At 43.7% G+C, this 14125-nt stretch carries 14 protein-coding genes; 11 read left to right on the top strand and 3 right to left on the bottom strand.

Annotated features, from left to right (window positions below):
• The first annotated feature begins 16 nt into the window (after window positions 1-16).
• Together dltC and dltD are read left to right on the top strand one after the other, a co-directional pair.
• Window positions 17-253, top strand: coding sequence for a D-alanine--poly(phosphoribitol) ligase subunit DltC (gene dltC / locus ACKTR2_RS06080; protein WP_407883568.1), 237 nt, complete (start codon window positions 17-19; stop codon window positions 251-253).
• A gap of 2 nt (window positions 254-255) precedes the next feature.
• On the top strand, window positions 256-1530 hold the full coding sequence (gene dltD, locus ACKTR2_RS06075; protein ID WP_407883566.1) for a D-alanyl-lipoteichoic acid biosynthesis protein DltD: 1275 nt from the start codon (window positions 256-258) through the stop codon (window positions 1528-1530).
• 62 nt (window positions 1531-1592) lie between these two features.
• On the opposite strand, the gene ACKTR2_RS06070 is transcribed toward dltD, so the two are convergent.
• Window positions 1593-2105 carry a DUF2507 domain-containing protein gene (locus ACKTR2_RS06070; protein WP_407883564.1) on the bottom strand — a complete coding sequence of 171 codons (513 nt, stop codon included), beginning with the start codon at window positions 2103-2105 and terminating at the stop codon, window positions 1593-1595.
• A 215-nt stretch (window positions 2106-2320) separates the two neighbouring features.
• On the opposite strand from ACKTR2_RS06070, the gene racE reads away from it, so the two are divergent.
• The 6 genes from racE (at window position 2321) to ACKTR2_RS06040 (ending at window position 6328) form a co-directional block, all read left to right on the top strand.
• A complete protein-coding gene (racE, locus tag ACKTR2_RS06065; RefSeq protein ID WP_407883562.1) occupies window positions 2321-3145 on the top strand; it encodes a glutamate racemase in 825 nt (274 codons plus the stop codon).
• Between the two features lie 93 nt (window positions 3146-3238).
• Window positions 3239-3841 (top strand): XTP/dITP diphosphatase, encoded by a 603-nt coding sequence (locus ACKTR2_RS06060; RefSeq protein ID WP_407883560.1) that lies wholly within the window; start codon window positions 3239-3241, stop codon window positions 3839-3841.
• On the top strand, window positions 3841-4371 hold the full coding sequence (locus tag ACKTR2_RS06055; protein WP_407883558.1) for a metallophosphoesterase: 531 nt from the start codon (window positions 3841-3843) through the stop codon (window positions 4369-4371). Before ACKTR2_RS06060 ends, ACKTR2_RS06055 begins: the two co-directional genes overlap by 1 nt.
• Window positions 4368-5219: an aldo/keto reductase gene (locus ACKTR2_RS06050; RefSeq protein ID WP_407883556.1), complete on the top strand. Its 852-nt coding sequence runs from the start codon at window positions 4368-4370 to the stop codon at window positions 5217-5219. Before ACKTR2_RS06055 ends, ACKTR2_RS06050 begins: the two co-directional genes overlap by 4 nt.
• Before the next feature lie 103 nt (window positions 5220-5322).
• Complete coding sequence (locus tag ACKTR2_RS06045; RefSeq protein WP_407883555.1) at window positions 5323-5745, top strand: DUF948 domain-containing protein; 423 nt, start codon at window positions 5323-5325, stop codon at window positions 5743-5745.
• 61 nt (window positions 5746-5806) lie between these two features.
• A complete protein-coding gene (locus ACKTR2_RS06040) occupies window positions 5807-6328 on the top strand; it encodes a hypothetical protein (protein WP_407883553.1) in 522 nt (173 codons plus the stop codon).
• Window positions 6329-6450: 122 nt separating this feature from the next.
• Here the strand turns inward: ACKTR2_RS06040 and ACKTR2_RS06035 are convergent, their stop codons facing one another.
• Window positions 6451-7557, bottom strand: a complete 1107-nt coding sequence (locus ACKTR2_RS06035; protein ID WP_407883551.1) for a M24 family metallopeptidase — start codon at window positions 7555-7557, stop codon at window positions 6451-6453.
• Between the two features lie 201 nt (window positions 7558-7758).
• Between ACKTR2_RS06035 and ccpA the strand changes: the two genes are divergently transcribed.
• Window positions 7759-8760: a catabolite control protein A gene (gene ccpA / locus ACKTR2_RS06030; protein ID WP_407883549.1), complete on the top strand. Its 1002-nt coding sequence runs from the start codon at window positions 7759-7761 to the stop codon at window positions 8758-8760.
• A gap of 85 nt (window positions 8761-8845) precedes the next feature.
• On the opposite strand, the gene ACKTR2_RS06025 is transcribed toward ccpA, so the two are convergent.
• Entirely contained in the window at window positions 8846-9754 is a 909-nt protein-coding gene (locus ACKTR2_RS06025; RefSeq protein WP_407883547.1) for a LysR family transcriptional regulator, read from the bottom strand.
• Window positions 9755-9970: 216 nt separating this feature from the next.
• Here ACKTR2_RS06025 and ACKTR2_RS06020 point away from each other — a divergent pair, with 216 nt between their 5' ends.
• Together ACKTR2_RS06020 and ACKTR2_RS06015 are read left to right on the top strand one after the other, a co-directional pair.
• Window positions 9971-10561, top strand: a complete 591-nt coding sequence (locus ACKTR2_RS06020) for a hypothetical protein (protein WP_407883545.1) — start codon at window positions 9971-9973, stop codon at window positions 10559-10561.
• A 163-nt stretch (window positions 10562-10724) separates the two neighbouring features.
• On the top strand, window positions 10725-13304 hold the full coding sequence (locus ACKTR2_RS06015; protein WP_407883543.1) for a KxYKxGKxW signal peptide domain-containing protein: 2580 nt from the start codon (window positions 10725-10727) through the stop codon (window positions 13302-13304).
• Window positions 13305-14125 lie beyond the last annotated feature (821 nt).

The following is a 14125-nucleotide window of genomic DNA, read 5'->3' as shown; positions in this document are numbered from 1 at the left end:
AAAGGAGCGCTTTATCATGGATGTAAAAGCAACAGTGATTGATATTTTAAACGATTTAACAGGGAGTGATGTGTCTGACGCAATGGACACCAACTTATTCGATGAAGGGCTTTTAGACTCAATGGGTTCAGTTCAATTACTGCTAGAATTGCAAAACCAACTAGGGATCAACGTTCCGGTCTCCGAATTTGAACGGACAGAATGGGATACCCCAGCTAAAATTGTGACCAAGGTGGAAGGACTTGTCGGATAATTATGAATTCGTCTAAACGACTGTGGCTGATTATTGGGCCGGTGATTGTTGCATTTGTCATCCTCGTGGCGCTACTGTTATCGCCACTTAACTCTAGTAAGCCTTCGTCAGCAATTCAGCGACGGGCAGCAGTTTCACTGTCCCCTCAGGTTTTTAAGGGACGACAGATTAAAAAAACTGCCTTGTCTGGTCATTACGTGCCGTTTTTTGGTTCAAGTGAATTAGCACGAATGGATCCATTACATCCATCTGTGTTAGCGGAAAAGTATCATCGGAATTATCGTCCGTTTTTACTAGGTGCGGCGGGGACGCAATCCTTAACGCAGTACTATATGATGCAAACCATTAGTACCCAAATGCAGCATAAAAAAGCTGTCTTTATTATCTCGCCACAGTGGTTCGTTAAAAAGGGTGCTCGTCCGGATGCGTTTGCCTTTTACTACTCAAAATTGCAAACCGTCGATTGGTTGCAACAAGAGCAGAATAATTCGATGGATCGTTATGCGGCTAAACGACTGTTAGCGATGCCTTCTGGGCGTTCCGATCGGGCAATCACGCGCATGTTGAAAAAGGTCGGCAGTGGGCATGCATTGTCTAATTATGACCGGCTGCAATTATCCATTCAAGCACTCATGTTGACCCATGAAGACCAGTTGTTCTCTGACATTGGATTGGATAATAATATTGCTAAAATTGATCGGGGAATGAAGCAATTGCCCGATTCTCAAAGCACTAGCGCCTTGGAACAAACAGCCGATCGCTTAGGCCAAGCTGGCACAACTAATAATGATTTGGGGATCAGTAATCATTTTTATTCGACGCGATTGCGAGGACACATCAAGCAATTAAAGGGTGCCCAGCGTCACTTGAATTATCGACAATCACCAGAATATAGCGACTTTGAGTTGGTCTTGAATCAATTTGCTAAAACCCATACTGAAGTGTTGTTTGTTTTACCACCTATTAATCAAAAGTGGGCTGACTACACAGGACTTAACATGAATATGATTGATCAAACTAATGCAAAAATTAAACATCAGTTGGCGACTCAAGGCTTTAATCATGTGTTGGATCTGAGTCATGATGGTGGCGAACCATACTTTATGGAGGATACGATTCACTTAGGTTGGCGCGGTTGGTTGGCCGTCGATCAGGGTGTTCGACCATTCTTAGCAAATCAACGTGCCACGACAAAGTACCATATCAATTCACGGTATTATTCGACGGACTGGCAACAGTTAGACCCGACTACCACTAATATTGAACAATTCAAATAATGGCAAGCGGATACTTTATAACGAAAAAAATCGTCGGATTTTCCGACGATTTTTTTATATTTTTAAATATTATTTTCGGCCGTGGGGGGAGTTGATTTGGGTTTAATTGATAGGGTCGGAACATTGGCGGCCCTATCACCAATTAAGTCTTTCGGATCTGTTTGAATCATCAATGAGACCCCATCATGTTGAATTTCGTTGACGGTTCCTTCAGTTGCTGCGCCAGTGATGAGCTCAAACTGTTGCGCCAAAAAGCCGGCTTCTAAATCAAAATCAGCATCAGGATTGGCAGCTAAACGGCCCGTAACAGTAGCGCCGGTTAAGGTGAACTGCTGTTGTCGCCGGTTTTGTTTGGTACGCGTTAGAGTACCAAAGCCGACCTGGTCAAAAAAATTTATGATGGCTACTTCGTCGGCCAATGGATTTTGACGGGCAACTTGGCGCCCAATCCAGTAGAGAATATTCATTTGGTCGGTGCCGAGAATGGTTGGCAGCACTTCATCTCGCATAAAAGCAGCCCCTAGCGCGGAAACGTCAGGTTGCTGGCGCAATTTTTCATAGGTTGATTGATCCATCTTAATCTTCACCTCAGCGAATGTCTTACTCTCAGTATAGCGTTCTAATCTGGAACTTTCATCTGCTTTGCTTGGTAAATTAATTAATTTAAAAGTTGTTTGTCTTCATACAAAATCAGGAAGCTTGTTAAGAGGTTCAAACTTGAAATTGATCCGTAAAAGGCTCATGATTTAGTTTCAAGAATTTTAGTGTAACGTAAGAAGGAGTAAGCACAATGGTAGAAATTGATCGCTCACGGTTAGACCCGCAGTTGCCAATCGGGTTGATGGATTCAGGTGTCGGTGGCTTGACAGTCGTTAAACAAGCGTTAAGACAATTACCCAACGAGACGATTCGTTTTATCGGTGATCAGGCGCGGCTCCCTTATGGACCGCGACCAGCCAGTCAAGTGCGAGCCTTTACGTGGCAGATGGTCCATTTCTTGGAAGCTCAACCAATCAAGTTGTTAGTCATTGCCTGTAATACGGCGACGGCCGCGGCCTTACCAGATTTACAGGCGGCCTTAACGATTCCAGTAATTGGGGTGATTAAGCCAGGGGCTAAAGCAGCTATTCAGGCGACCAAGACCGGCCATATTGGCGTGATTGCCACAGAAGGTACCGTTCGAGCAGATAGTTATGCCAAGACGATTCACGCACAAAATAAGCATCTCAAGGTAACCAGCCTGGCTTGTCCTAAGTTTGTGCCACTGGTCGAAAGTAATGAGTATCAGGCTCCAATTGCTAAGAAGATCGTTGCTGAAACGCTCCAACCACTGTTAAATCAGCGGATCGACACGTTGGTTTTGGGTTGTACCCATTACCCCTTGTTGGCTCCATTTATTCAAAATGTAATGGGAGATCAGGTTACGCTAATTAATTCTGGTGCGGAGACGATTAATGGGGTGGCCCAACTTCTCGATGTTTATCAGATGGCCGCGCCACAAAAAGTGGGCGAAGATCGGTATTTTACGACCGGGTCACCGGTAATGTTTAAGACCATCGCGCAATCATGGCTGGAATTAGCTGGAATGGATGTATCAAAAGTCGTGATTGATTGAATTTTACGGGTAAAATAGTCATTATTAATGTAACGAACATCACCTTGAGAGATGTTATAAATCACTATCACTGGTCAATTTTGGAGGTTAATCATGGCGGACACAATTGTAATTGCGACAGAAAATGCGGGTAAGGCAGCAGAGTATAAAGCTCGTTTAGAACCATTAGGGATTCAGGTTTTAACATTGGCCGACTTTCCTGGTGTCACTGTACCTCCTGAGGATGGGAGTTCATTTGCCGAAAACGCGCAAATTAAAGCAGATGCTTTATCTAAGAGCGTGGAGATGGCTATTATTGCTGATGATTCTGGCTTACAAGTTGACACCTTAAATGGGGCGCCTGGGATTCACTCCGCTCGTTATGCGGGCAACCATGATGATGCGGCTAATAATGAAAAGCTACTAAAGGCGTTAGCTAATGTTCCTGATGATGAACGGACCGCCAATTTTCACACCACGATTGTGGCCGTCAAACCGAATGGAAAGCGTTTGGTTGTCAGTGGCGATGTCCGCGGTCAGATTCTGCGGGAAGCTCATGGCAGTGATGGCTTTGGCTATGATCCACTGTTTTACGTACCGTCCATGAAGAAGACATTCGCTGAAATGTCGACGGCCGAAAAAAACGAGGTTAGTCATCGTGGTCAAGCAATGGCAGCTCTTTTAGAACAATTTCCAACATGGTGGGCGGAAGATTAATGAAACTACTCATTGTTAGTGATAGCCACGGTGATCGAGCCATTCTTGAGCAACTAGTTGCTCAGTTTTCCGGTCAGATTGATGGCTGGTTTCATTGTGGCGATTCAGAGTTGCCCGCCGATGACCCACTATGGCAAACTTTTCATGTGGTTGGTGGAAATATGGATTTTGATCCGCAGTATCCTAAAAAATTGTTGATACCGATGGGAAATCAGCGGATCTTCTTGACACACGGACATCGCTATCAGATCAAATTAGATCTCACAGCCTTAGCACTAGCTGCCAAGCAAGAAAAGGCGACCATGGTCTTTTTCGGTCACTCGCATGAGTTAGGATTAGCACAAAATGATGGCACGCTTTTTTTGAACCCAGGAAGTGTCAGTCAGCCACGTGGTGAATTTGCTAAACTAGGTGGCACATTCGCAATTGTTTCCGTCAGTGGGCAACAGTGTCAAGTAGACTTTCATACGCGCGATGGTCAAATTGTATCTGAGTTAACAACAACCTTTACAATGGGGGACATAAAATGACGAAGAAAGTATTTGAATTTGATGATGACTTAGTGGTTAACCGATTGGGTTATGGGACGATGCAGCTTCCCGGTAAGGGGGTCTGGGGTCCAAATTCAGATCCAAAAAATGCCGTTGCTGTCGTGGATGCGGTATTAAATAGTGATGTGAATTTCATCGACACAGCGGATGCTTACGGTCCTTGGTTTGCTAACTTGTATTTAAAACAAGCGTTGCAGAATTACCAAGGTGCGCACAAGATGATTGCCACTAAAGTTGGTTTTACTAGACAAGGACCCAATCAGTGGACAGTTCTAGGTAATCCGGCTTATCTTCGACAACAAGTGGAATTGAACCTGTTTTCTCTTGGGTTAGAACAGTTAGATCTGGTGCAGTTACATCGCATTGACCCTGATTATCCATTAGCTGACCAATTAGGTGTTCTAGCAGATTTGCAACATGAAGGGAAAATTAAGCATATTGGCCTCAGTCAAGTCAGTGTAGCTCAATTAGAGGCCGCCAGACAGATTGTCCCGATCGTATCCGTTCAGAATCGATATAATTTGATTGACCGCAGTGATGAGGACGTGTTAGCTTATGCCCAAGAAAATCATTTAGCGTTCATTCCTTGGTTCCCATTAGCTACTGGTGAATTAGCTGAGGCTGGTGGGGTGTTGGCCAACATTGCAGCGATCCATCATGCAACGCCAGCTCAGATTTCATTAGCTTGGTTATTGCAACGTGCTGATGTCATTTTGCCAATCCCTGGTACTGCAAATGCGGCTCATTTCTTTAGCAACGCTGCCGCAGCTAACATTACGCTTAGTGAGGCAGAAATGACGGCATTGACCGACCTTTCTGACGAGTAATCACTTATTGAAAACGGTTTTTCCGGCAGCCACTTTTATGGTATGCTGGTGAAAAGTAACAAGTGACAGGCTTCATTAAATTAAACGTAGGTGGAGGCAAAATATGACAGGTGGACAAGTAGCTGGTTTAATTGCGGCGATCGCCTTTTTACTGTTGGTTTGTTTTATCGGTATCTTTCTCATGCGATTGACCAAAACATTTGGTGAAATTAACCGAAGTATGGTTGTGATTACCAGTGATGTGGATGTTTTATCGAAACAAGTTGAAGATATTATGGGTAATGCCAATGAATTATTGGACGATGTGAATCATAAAGTTGCCACGATTGATCCGGTTTTCAAGGCCGCAGGTGATCTTGGTGAGAGTGTTTCAGATTTAAACCAAGCGACACGTGACTTAACGCAACGGGTGACTAACTCTGGTCAGCGGGCGGGACGATTTGGTTCGCTAGCAAGAACAGCAACCTCGGTTTACCACATGGTCTCTAAACATAATGCTAAACGGACGGATACCAACGAAAGTTAGTTTTAAAAATTAGTTTTGGTGTAAAGTCGGCAGTTTGATTCGATGAAAGTGGGGAAATCTTATGGCAAAAGGATTTTGGTTAGGTTTAGTATTAGGCGGTGCTGCGGCATATGCCGGTTATCGATCATTGACGAGTGAACAGCGGGAACATTTGCGTGAAGAAGGGTTAGAACGTTATCAAGCATTACGGGATCGGGCAGTTGACTATGCCTTTTACGCAGCCGATGCTGTGGATGACATGAAGGATTCGCTGCGAGATTATTCTGATTCGGCTACGGCATCCGCCCGTGATTTTGCGGACAATCTTGGTGATCACCGGGCTTCATTGCGGGATCGATTTGCTGCGGATCATGATGACTTTGACGCGGAAACTGAATCTTTGCGCGCACAGTTAAATGCTGATGACGATGATGAGGATGATATCGTACTGACAGCCAGTGATTCAGTTGACTCAGCCGCGGGAAGTATGGCTGATGAAGACACAAGTAGTGCAGCTGCCTCAGCGAATGATGATAGTGCCACTTCAGACGCTGGCGATAACGATTCTTCAACAACGGAAAGCAATTCAAATACGCAGGCTTAATGAGGCCGTTGGTGAGCTGGTTAATTGATAGAAGAATAGGGGCTTGTTACTAAAATGACCCCACGCAAAAAGGAACTCACTGGAAAGGTGAGTTCCTTTTTGCGTGGGGCGACTACTGAAGATTAACCGACATAAGTCAATTCTTTACTGGTATGGGTAAAAGGCTCACAACCATCTGCCGTGATGTGAACACAATCTTCGATCCGAACACCAGCGACGTCAGGGATATAAATGCCAGGTTCAATCGAGAAGCACATTCCTTCAGTTAAGACAAGGTCGTTGCCTTCCATAATGCTTGGGTATTCATGTTCTGACTGACCCATCCCGTGTCCAAGACGGTGAATAAAGTACTCGCCATAACCAGCGTGATCAATAATATCGCGAGCGACTTTGTCGAGCTCAGCAGCGGTGATGCCTGGTTTAGCAGCGTCCATCGCAGCTAACTGAGCTTCTAAACAAACTTTATAAATGTCAGCTTGCTTTTCATTTAACGTGCCCAGTGCAACCGTCCGCGAGGCATCAGAAATGTAGCCGTCGTGAACGGTACCTAAGTCGAATAAGACGAGCTCGTTATTTTCAATTTTGTGGTCGCTGGTTGCACCATGTGGCTCTGCTGCATGGGCGCCAGCCTGAATCAGCGTTTCAAAGCTCATGTTCATGACACCACGCTTCATCAGTGCATACTGCAATTCAGCGGCCACTCGTTGTTCAGGAACACCGGCTGCGACAGCTTTGAAGCCAATTTCGAAAGCATAGTCCGCTTCTGCACCGGCTGCGTTAAGTAACTCAATTTCGTGCGGTGTTTTGATGACTCGTAACGAGGCGATAAAGTCGGTGGCATCTGTATCAAACATGGATGTCGGAAATTGTTCATGTAATTGATTGAAGCGCTCAATGGTCAAATTGCCCATTTCGATTGCCCATTTGGTCGTTTTATCGGTTCGATGTTTGATTTGGTCAGCGATCATGGCATAAGCGTTTTCGTGATCCAAGTAGCCGTACACTCCAAATGGCCAACCGGTGTCTTTCACGGCTTCAACTTCTAATGCCGGACAAAATAAGAAAGGATCTTGGTCAGGGAAGACCACTAAAGCCAATACTCGTTCAATGGGGTCTGACCCAAAACCAGTTAAGTACTGAATCGTCTGAAAGTTGCTAAAGTACGCGACGTTAACGCCTTGATCATTGGTCCATTGGCGTACGCGGTTAAGCTGTGTATAATCTGCCATCATGCGCTCCTTAATAATAAAATTTACGATAAACAAATTTAGTATAGCACAACAGGCGTGGCTTCTTGCAGAAGAACAAGGTTTGCATTATATTTAAAGAAAGCGGTTACAGAATTGCTTTCATATGTATATTTTGTTATATTTGAGTGGCTGTGAAAACGAATGAAAACAAATAAAATCAATGATGAAAGGGTATAACATATGGATAAACAAACCGTTACAATTTATGATGTCGCTCGTGAAGCGGCAGTTTCTATGGCGACCGTTTCACGAGTCGTTAATGGAAACCCAAACGTTAAACCTGCTACCCGGCAAAAGGTGCTCGATGTGATCGACCAGCTGGACTACCGACCAAATGCAGTGGCTCGCGGATTAGCCTCAAAGAAAACAACAACCATCGGTGTTGTGATTCCAGATTTAACCAACTCCTATTTTTCTGAATTAGCGCGGGGCATTGACGATGTGGCGTTGATGTACAAGTACAACATTATTTTGGCCTCCTCAGATGAAAATCATGACAAAGAATTGCAGGTGGTTGATAACCTAACCGCTAAGCAAGTTGACGGCATCATTTTTATGGGCAATCAGATTAGTGATGAATTGCGTGAAAGCTTGGATCGGGCTCATGCACCGATTGTATTAGCCGGATCTGTCGATGAGCAACGGCAATTACCATCGGTGAATATTGATTACGTTGCTGCGGTGACAGATGCGATGAATCGCTTAATTCAACGAGGAAATAAACGAATTGCGTTTGTGACTGGATCAATGGATGAAAGTATCAACCATGACTATCGCTTGAAGGGATATCAACAGGCTTTGAGCAGCGCTCGATTAAATTATGATGCGGGACTCGTCTTCCAAACCGACTATTCGTATCGTGCCGGTTATGCACTCGCGCAAGCGTTACAGGATGTGAAAGCGACCGCAGCCTATGTCGGTGATGACGAATTGGCTGCTGGCGTATTGAATGGTTTAACCGATGCAGGGGTTGATGTACCTGCTGATTTTGAGGTCATCACTAGTAATGACACTCGGTTTACGGAAATTACCCGTCCGCGGATGAGCTCCATTACTCAACCACTGTATGACATTGGTGCTGTATCCATGCGGTTGCTGACGAAACTTATGAACAATGAAGAGATTGGTGAACGGACCGTTGTCTTACCATACGGGCTCAAAAAACGTCAATCGACCAAATAGATACGACACGGCAAATAAGCATGTAAAGAAACGATGTCCTTAATGTTGATTAGGGGACATCGTTTTTTGCTCTAATAAAAATAGATTAAATATCGAATAGTTCCTTCGCTGAGGATTGGGTGGCAGGTAGGAGTGGTTTGGTTCGCTCCATCGCCCTAGGTAAGCAAGAAATCCCAACTTGGAATGAAAGCTCTTTGAGAGGAATGGGTAGTGTGATGGCATTGATATGCTTGAACTGACGTTTGATGAGGATGTCTGGCGCAACCGTTACGCCAACTCCGTTAACTGCTAAGTTAATCGCGCTTTCAAAAGTTGGTAATTTAATTGCATCTGACATGTGGGTGCCATGTTTGGTTAACCAAGCCATAATTAAACCATTGCTGAATGATTGGTCTGCAGTTGAAATGAGCCGCAGTCCATCTAAGTGACCAAACTCTAATTGGGACAAGTCTGATGGTTGATCAGAAGCATGAATTGGTTCAGGCATGATAAGTGTCGCTGGTTGATTGGTAATTAAGGTAAATTGTGTTTCACTATTCGTCAACGGTGAACCAAGTAGGGCATCGATGTTACCGTTGAGCAAACTATTTTCTGCCGCCTTACCGGCTAAAGCAGTCACACTAATGTGCAAGTCTGGATTTTGTCTAATTAAGTCTTGAACGATCAAGCTGAGCCAATGATGTGCGATCGACGGATCAACTGCGAGCTTTAATTGTTGGCCTTGTGCCTGCTGGTGAGCAAAATGGCTCATTTCAGAATCCATTTCTTGGGCCAATTGTTGTGATCTTTGTAGGTAGTTTAACAAGCGAGTACCTGCCAAAGTAAGGGTGATTGGTCGATTTTTATGATTAATTAATTGAACATGGAAGCGATCTTCGGCTTGTCGGATAATGCGACTCACGTAAGGCTGTGTAACAAATAGTTTTCTAGCCGCGCTTGAGATGCTGCCGGCTTCTTCAATTGCTTGAAGAAATGTTAATAAAGTATTATCCATGGCACTTGCTCCTTGCTGGAAAGAGTTAGTTGTATGCCATAAGTTTAGAACACTCTCAAAGCAGAAAGTACAAAACTCTTATGCTATAATAATTATTCTCGTATAACTAAACAGTTATAAAAGGAGTATTGTTTGATTCTACAAGCAAGCTGTAAGATGTAAACTAATCAAAATCATGATTAAAAATTTATTGATATTGTCATGTGGGGGAGCTATATGTCACAAGCAGAAGAGACTTTTTTTAAGACCATGTCACCGGTTGACAAACGATTATTTGCCGATGGTGCTAGCCTAGAGGAGGCCGTTACTAGTCGGCTTGATCGCCATCTTCAGCAAGTTCTGCAAGAGCCCAAAATGCTGAAAGCCTTTCGCGCTGATTTAGTGATGGGATTAACGATTTTTGATGAACATCATCAAATTGACCAAGCAATTGGGTGTGCGGCCAGGATTCAGTTTATTGATAGCTGTGGAGTTGTTTTAGAAGCACTTGAACGAGGGGAACATGCTTTTTATATACCGAACCATTACGTGATCTTGGATTTAGGCTTTGAGTATATCCAGAAACATCAAGATCTGGATCAAGAGATGTTGACTTATCTTTTGATGCAAAGTTATGTTGCAATTCGGCCAGTTTTGTCTTACGTGTATGAAGATCTAGATGGTTTTTTAAGCATGTTAAAGGTATATTCAAGGAATCTTGAACGAAAAGAACCGCATTCTAAACTACATGTTCTGACAGATTACTTTCCGATGCGTAAAAATTGGGACCTAGACTTTCTACAACAGCAGGGGTACATGCTGATATAATTATAACGTCAGTATTATATTATTATGGAAACCTTTGCAAATACCATTGGTTATGAAATAGAAATATCGTAAACTTACGGTAGTTGTTATTAAGATATTCTTACGATTCAATAATCGCGAGTCTGTCTTAAATTTCTTTTTTTACTTTTGGAGGTAGGAAAATATGTCACGAGACACAAAGAAACGTTTCAAGATGGTCAAGGCCGGTAAACAATGGTTGATCGTGCCGATCACTTTCTTGTCGTTAGGTGCATTTGCCGGTGGTGTTCATGCCGATAGTAGTAATGAACAAGGCGCTGCTGGTCAAACAAGCACTGAAGTTGTTAATCAGATGAAGAATAACCAGCCTGGTACAGCGACTCAGCCAGCACCTGGCGTTCAAGCCGGACAATCCGCTCAGGATCAAAATGCGACTAACATTGCTAATGGTCAAGGTAATGCTGGTACACCTTCAGCATCTACGATTGCTGATCAATCAGCTAAGGACCAAAGCAATACGAACATGGCTAAGGGCCAAGGGTCTGCAGGTCAAGGTAACGTCGCTGAAAACGACAGTAACCAAACTGTTAATCAGGCTGTAATTGCAGCTAAAGCCGCATTAGCACAAGCTCAACAGGGAGCCACTACTCTAAAAGCTAACGCTTTGGCAAGCTATAAAGCATCTATGGCGCCATACTTAGCAGCTGTCAACACTGCCATGCAACAATTGATGACAGACACACCAGCTAATGATGCGCAAACTATTGCTAAGGATAAGGCAGCGCTTGCGACAGCTACTCAAACTGCAAACACGCAATCAGCTAGTTTCCAAAAATTACTTAACAGTAATAACGCCACAGCTGATAAGGGTGTGGCTGATGCGCAAACAACCTTGACGAACGCTTCCAACGACGTCCAAGGTGCTGCAGATGGTCAGGCGGCCGGAATTGACGCTGTTTTAAACGGCAACCAATTAGGCAGCAACGTATTGACTGGTAAATCAGACAAGTTTGTCTTGGCTTACAATGAAGCCGTTGCTGGCGCCAATGCTGGTGTACAGGCTGCTAAGACAAATACTGCTGCTTCAGATGCAACAATTATGGCTGGCGGTCCTGCATTCAAGCCTGCTTATCAAGCAGCCTTAGAAAAGACTTACGCTGATATGGGTAAGGCTGACGGTACTTTGGCCGCTGAAAAGGGCGTTTCACCATTAACTACTCAGGAGTTGGCAACTAAAGCACCATCTTATCGGACTGCTTACCAAGATGCTTTCCGTCAAACGAGTACAGCCATTTTGGCGCAAACTGCTGAAGGGATTCAACAGGCCTCTAGCGATATCACTGCTGGAATCGCACCAATGACCGATGCCCAGTTAGCTGCTAAGACACCTGGTTTCCGTGATGGGTACAATAAGATCATGAAGCCACACTTGGCTGAAGTAGCTCAGGCTGATCAACTTGCATCAAAGGGCCAAGGCCAAGCAACACAAAGTAGTCAAGCTACGATTGATCGCGACGCAGCAACTGATGAAGCTACTAGTGATGCGTTAAATAACACTCATCTTGGTGGAGATGTCCTTTCAGGTAAGAGTGAAGCCTTTGTTAGTGCTTACAACGATGCTTACAAAGGTGCTCAAGATGGCATTGCTGCCGCTGAAGCAAACAAAGTTCTGTCAGAAGCAGAATTAGCTGCTAAAACGCCTGCATACCGGACAGCTTACAAGACTGCTTTTGCTAAAACTAGTTCAAATATCTTAGCATCTAGTGCTAAGGGTATTGATCAAGCTACGAAAGATTTCGCTGCTGGTAAACAAGCAAGCGAACAAGAGTTAGCTACTCAAGACCCAGCTTATCGCGCTGCTTACAACAAGCAGTATGGTAAGTTGACTGCTGAAAAGTTAGCAAATGCTGGCCAAGGCCAAGCAACGCAAAACAGTCAAGCTACGATTGATCGCGATGCAGCAACTGACGAAGCTACGTCTGATGCATTGAACCACACACATCTTGGCAGTGATGTTCTTTCAGGCAAGAGTGAAGCGTTCGTCAATGCATACAATGATGCTTATAAAGGCGCTACTGATGGGATTCTTGCTGCTGAAAAGAACCAAGTTTTATCTGAACAAGAGCTGGCAAGTAAGAGTCCTGCATACCGCACCGCTTACAAGAATGCTTTCACTAAGACTAGTCAAAACATCTTGAAGTCAACTGCTGCAGGTATCGATCAAGCTACTAAAGACTTCGCGGCTGGTAAACAAATGAGCGAACAAGAATTAGCTGCTCAAGACCCAGCCTTCCGTGATGCTTACAACAAGCAATACGGTCATTTGACTGCTGAAAAGTTGGCTGAAGCTGGTCAGGGTAAGGCAACTGAACCTGATCAATCACAACTTGATGCTGACCGTCAAAAAGCTAAAGATGATGCTGCCGCTAAGGGTAATGGCGGGGATACCAACACCAACAAGCCTAGTGACAACAATGAAAGCAAGGGCGAAGACAACGGCTCGACGACTGATGCCAAGAGTGGTGAAACAGCTGGTAACAAGACCACAAATGGGGCTGAAGTCACTGGTCAAAACGGTGCCAAGGTAATGCCAACTGCTGTTTCTGGTCACAAAGCTGCGACTAAGTCGGCTACTACTAACAACAAAGCTGCATTACCAGCAACTGCTGCTAATGAAAATGCTAGTGCTGTTCTTGGTTTAACTTTGATTGCTACTTTGGGTGCAGGTTTACTGAGCTTCGGTCTTAAGCGCAAACATGCTTAATCCAGCAATGTAGCTGTGATGATTAACTTCCAAAAGTAAATGATTACCATTTGCTCAGGTAGATGAAGCATTTCAAAGTATGCACGAAGGTTTTAAAAAGATCGTGTCTCTTTTAGAGGCACGATATTTTTGTAACCAAATTTATCGGAAAGTTTTAATGAGTGATCGTCCCGTAAAAATTTACCATCATTTCCTCATGGTATGTATCTAAAAGGGGCGACTAACCTTAGCAAAGGGGTTTGTGTTGATCTTTAAAGTCATCTGAACTTTGAAGATTAAGCGGTAGCTATACCGTATTTATGGTGGAATTTTTATTTCAAAGCTGAATATTGTTACTCGTTTTAGCGATATACCAGATAATTCCAAAGTATCCAGTACTAGAGGCTGCCAAGTCTTTAATTGTGTCTACGAAAATGAAGTTGAATGGTACTTTGGTATGTTCTCAGTGTTAGGCAAACAACTTAATTAATAGGTACCATATCTTGCTTGTCAATTAAGATAAACCTGAAGAAGAAATTCGCTAATTATATAATGGTTGAACACAAAGTGGCGAGGTTAAGATACTATTGGTGTCACAATTCTGGGTTGAGATTTATGTTCACTGTAACTGATAGATTTGGAATTGAACAGCAAACTTATTATGACCAGTGGGGAGGCTAAACCAACTAAAACGCTTCAAAAAGCGAATGAGAAATCGTCGGTTTTTTATGACAATCAATTGATAACTTTTACCCTAATAAGTGATCAAGTAATGTTTAATGACAGGCTTCTCGATGAGGATTCGACCGTGGCATAGCACTGCGGTTGGAGCTTATTAAATA

Origin of the sequence: Furfurilactobacillus curtus, from assembly GCF_045862785.1 — a bacterium.
Classification (GTDB): Bacteria; Bacillota; Bacilli; order Lactobacillales; family Lactobacillaceae; genus Furfurilactobacillus; species Furfurilactobacillus curtus.
This window is presented reverse-complemented; position numbering and strand designations above follow the sequence as displayed.

Excerpts from the sequence above, each read along its gene's own strand:
- dltC (WP_407883568.1), top strand. The coding sequence starts at position 17 with ATGGATGTAAAAGCAACAGTGATTGATATTTTAAACGATTTAACAGGG.
- dltD (WP_407883566.1), top strand. The coding sequence starts at position 256 with ATGAATTCGTCTAAACGACTGTGGCTGATTATTGGGCCGGTGATTGTT.
- ACKTR2_RS06070 (WP_407883564.1), bottom strand. The coding sequence starts at position 2,105 with ATGGATCAATCAACCTATGAAAAATTGCGCCAGCAACCTGACGTTTCC.
- racE (WP_407883562.1), top strand. The coding sequence starts at position 2,321 with ATGGTAGAAATTGATCGCTCACGGTTAGACCCGCAGTTGCCAATCGGG.
- ACKTR2_RS06060 (WP_407883560.1), top strand. The coding sequence starts at position 3,239 with ATGGCGGACACAATTGTAATTGCGACAGAAAATGCGGGTAAGGCAGCA.
- ACKTR2_RS06055 (WP_407883558.1), top strand. The coding sequence starts at position 3,841 with ATGAAACTACTCATTGTTAGTGATAGCCACGGTGATCGAGCCATTCTT.
- ACKTR2_RS06050 (WP_407883556.1), top strand. The coding sequence starts at position 4,368 with ATGACGAAGAAAGTATTTGAATTTGATGATGACTTAGTGGTTAACCGA.
- ACKTR2_RS06045 (WP_407883555.1), top strand. The coding sequence starts at position 5,323 with ATGACAGGTGGACAAGTAGCTGGTTTAATTGCGGCGATCGCCTTTTTA.
- ACKTR2_RS06040 (WP_407883553.1), top strand. The coding sequence starts at position 5,807 with ATGGCAAAAGGATTTTGGTTAGGTTTAGTATTAGGCGGTGCTGCGGCA.
- ACKTR2_RS06035 (WP_407883551.1), bottom strand. The coding sequence starts at position 7,557 with ATGGCAGATTATACACAGCTTAACCGCGTACGCCAATGGACCAATGAT.
- ccpA (WP_407883549.1), top strand. The coding sequence starts at position 7,759 with ATGGATAAACAAACCGTTACAATTTATGATGTCGCTCGTGAAGCGGCA.
- ACKTR2_RS06025 (WP_407883547.1), bottom strand. The coding sequence starts at position 9,754 with ATGGATAATACTTTATTAACATTTCTTCAAGCAATTGAAGAAGCCGGC.
- ACKTR2_RS06020 (WP_407883545.1), top strand. The coding sequence starts at position 9,971 with ATGTCACAAGCAGAAGAGACTTTTTTTAAGACCATGTCACCGGTTGAC.
- ACKTR2_RS06015 (WP_407883543.1), top strand. The coding sequence starts at position 10,725 with ATGTCACGAGACACAAAGAAACGTTTCAAGATGGTCAAGGCCGGTAAA.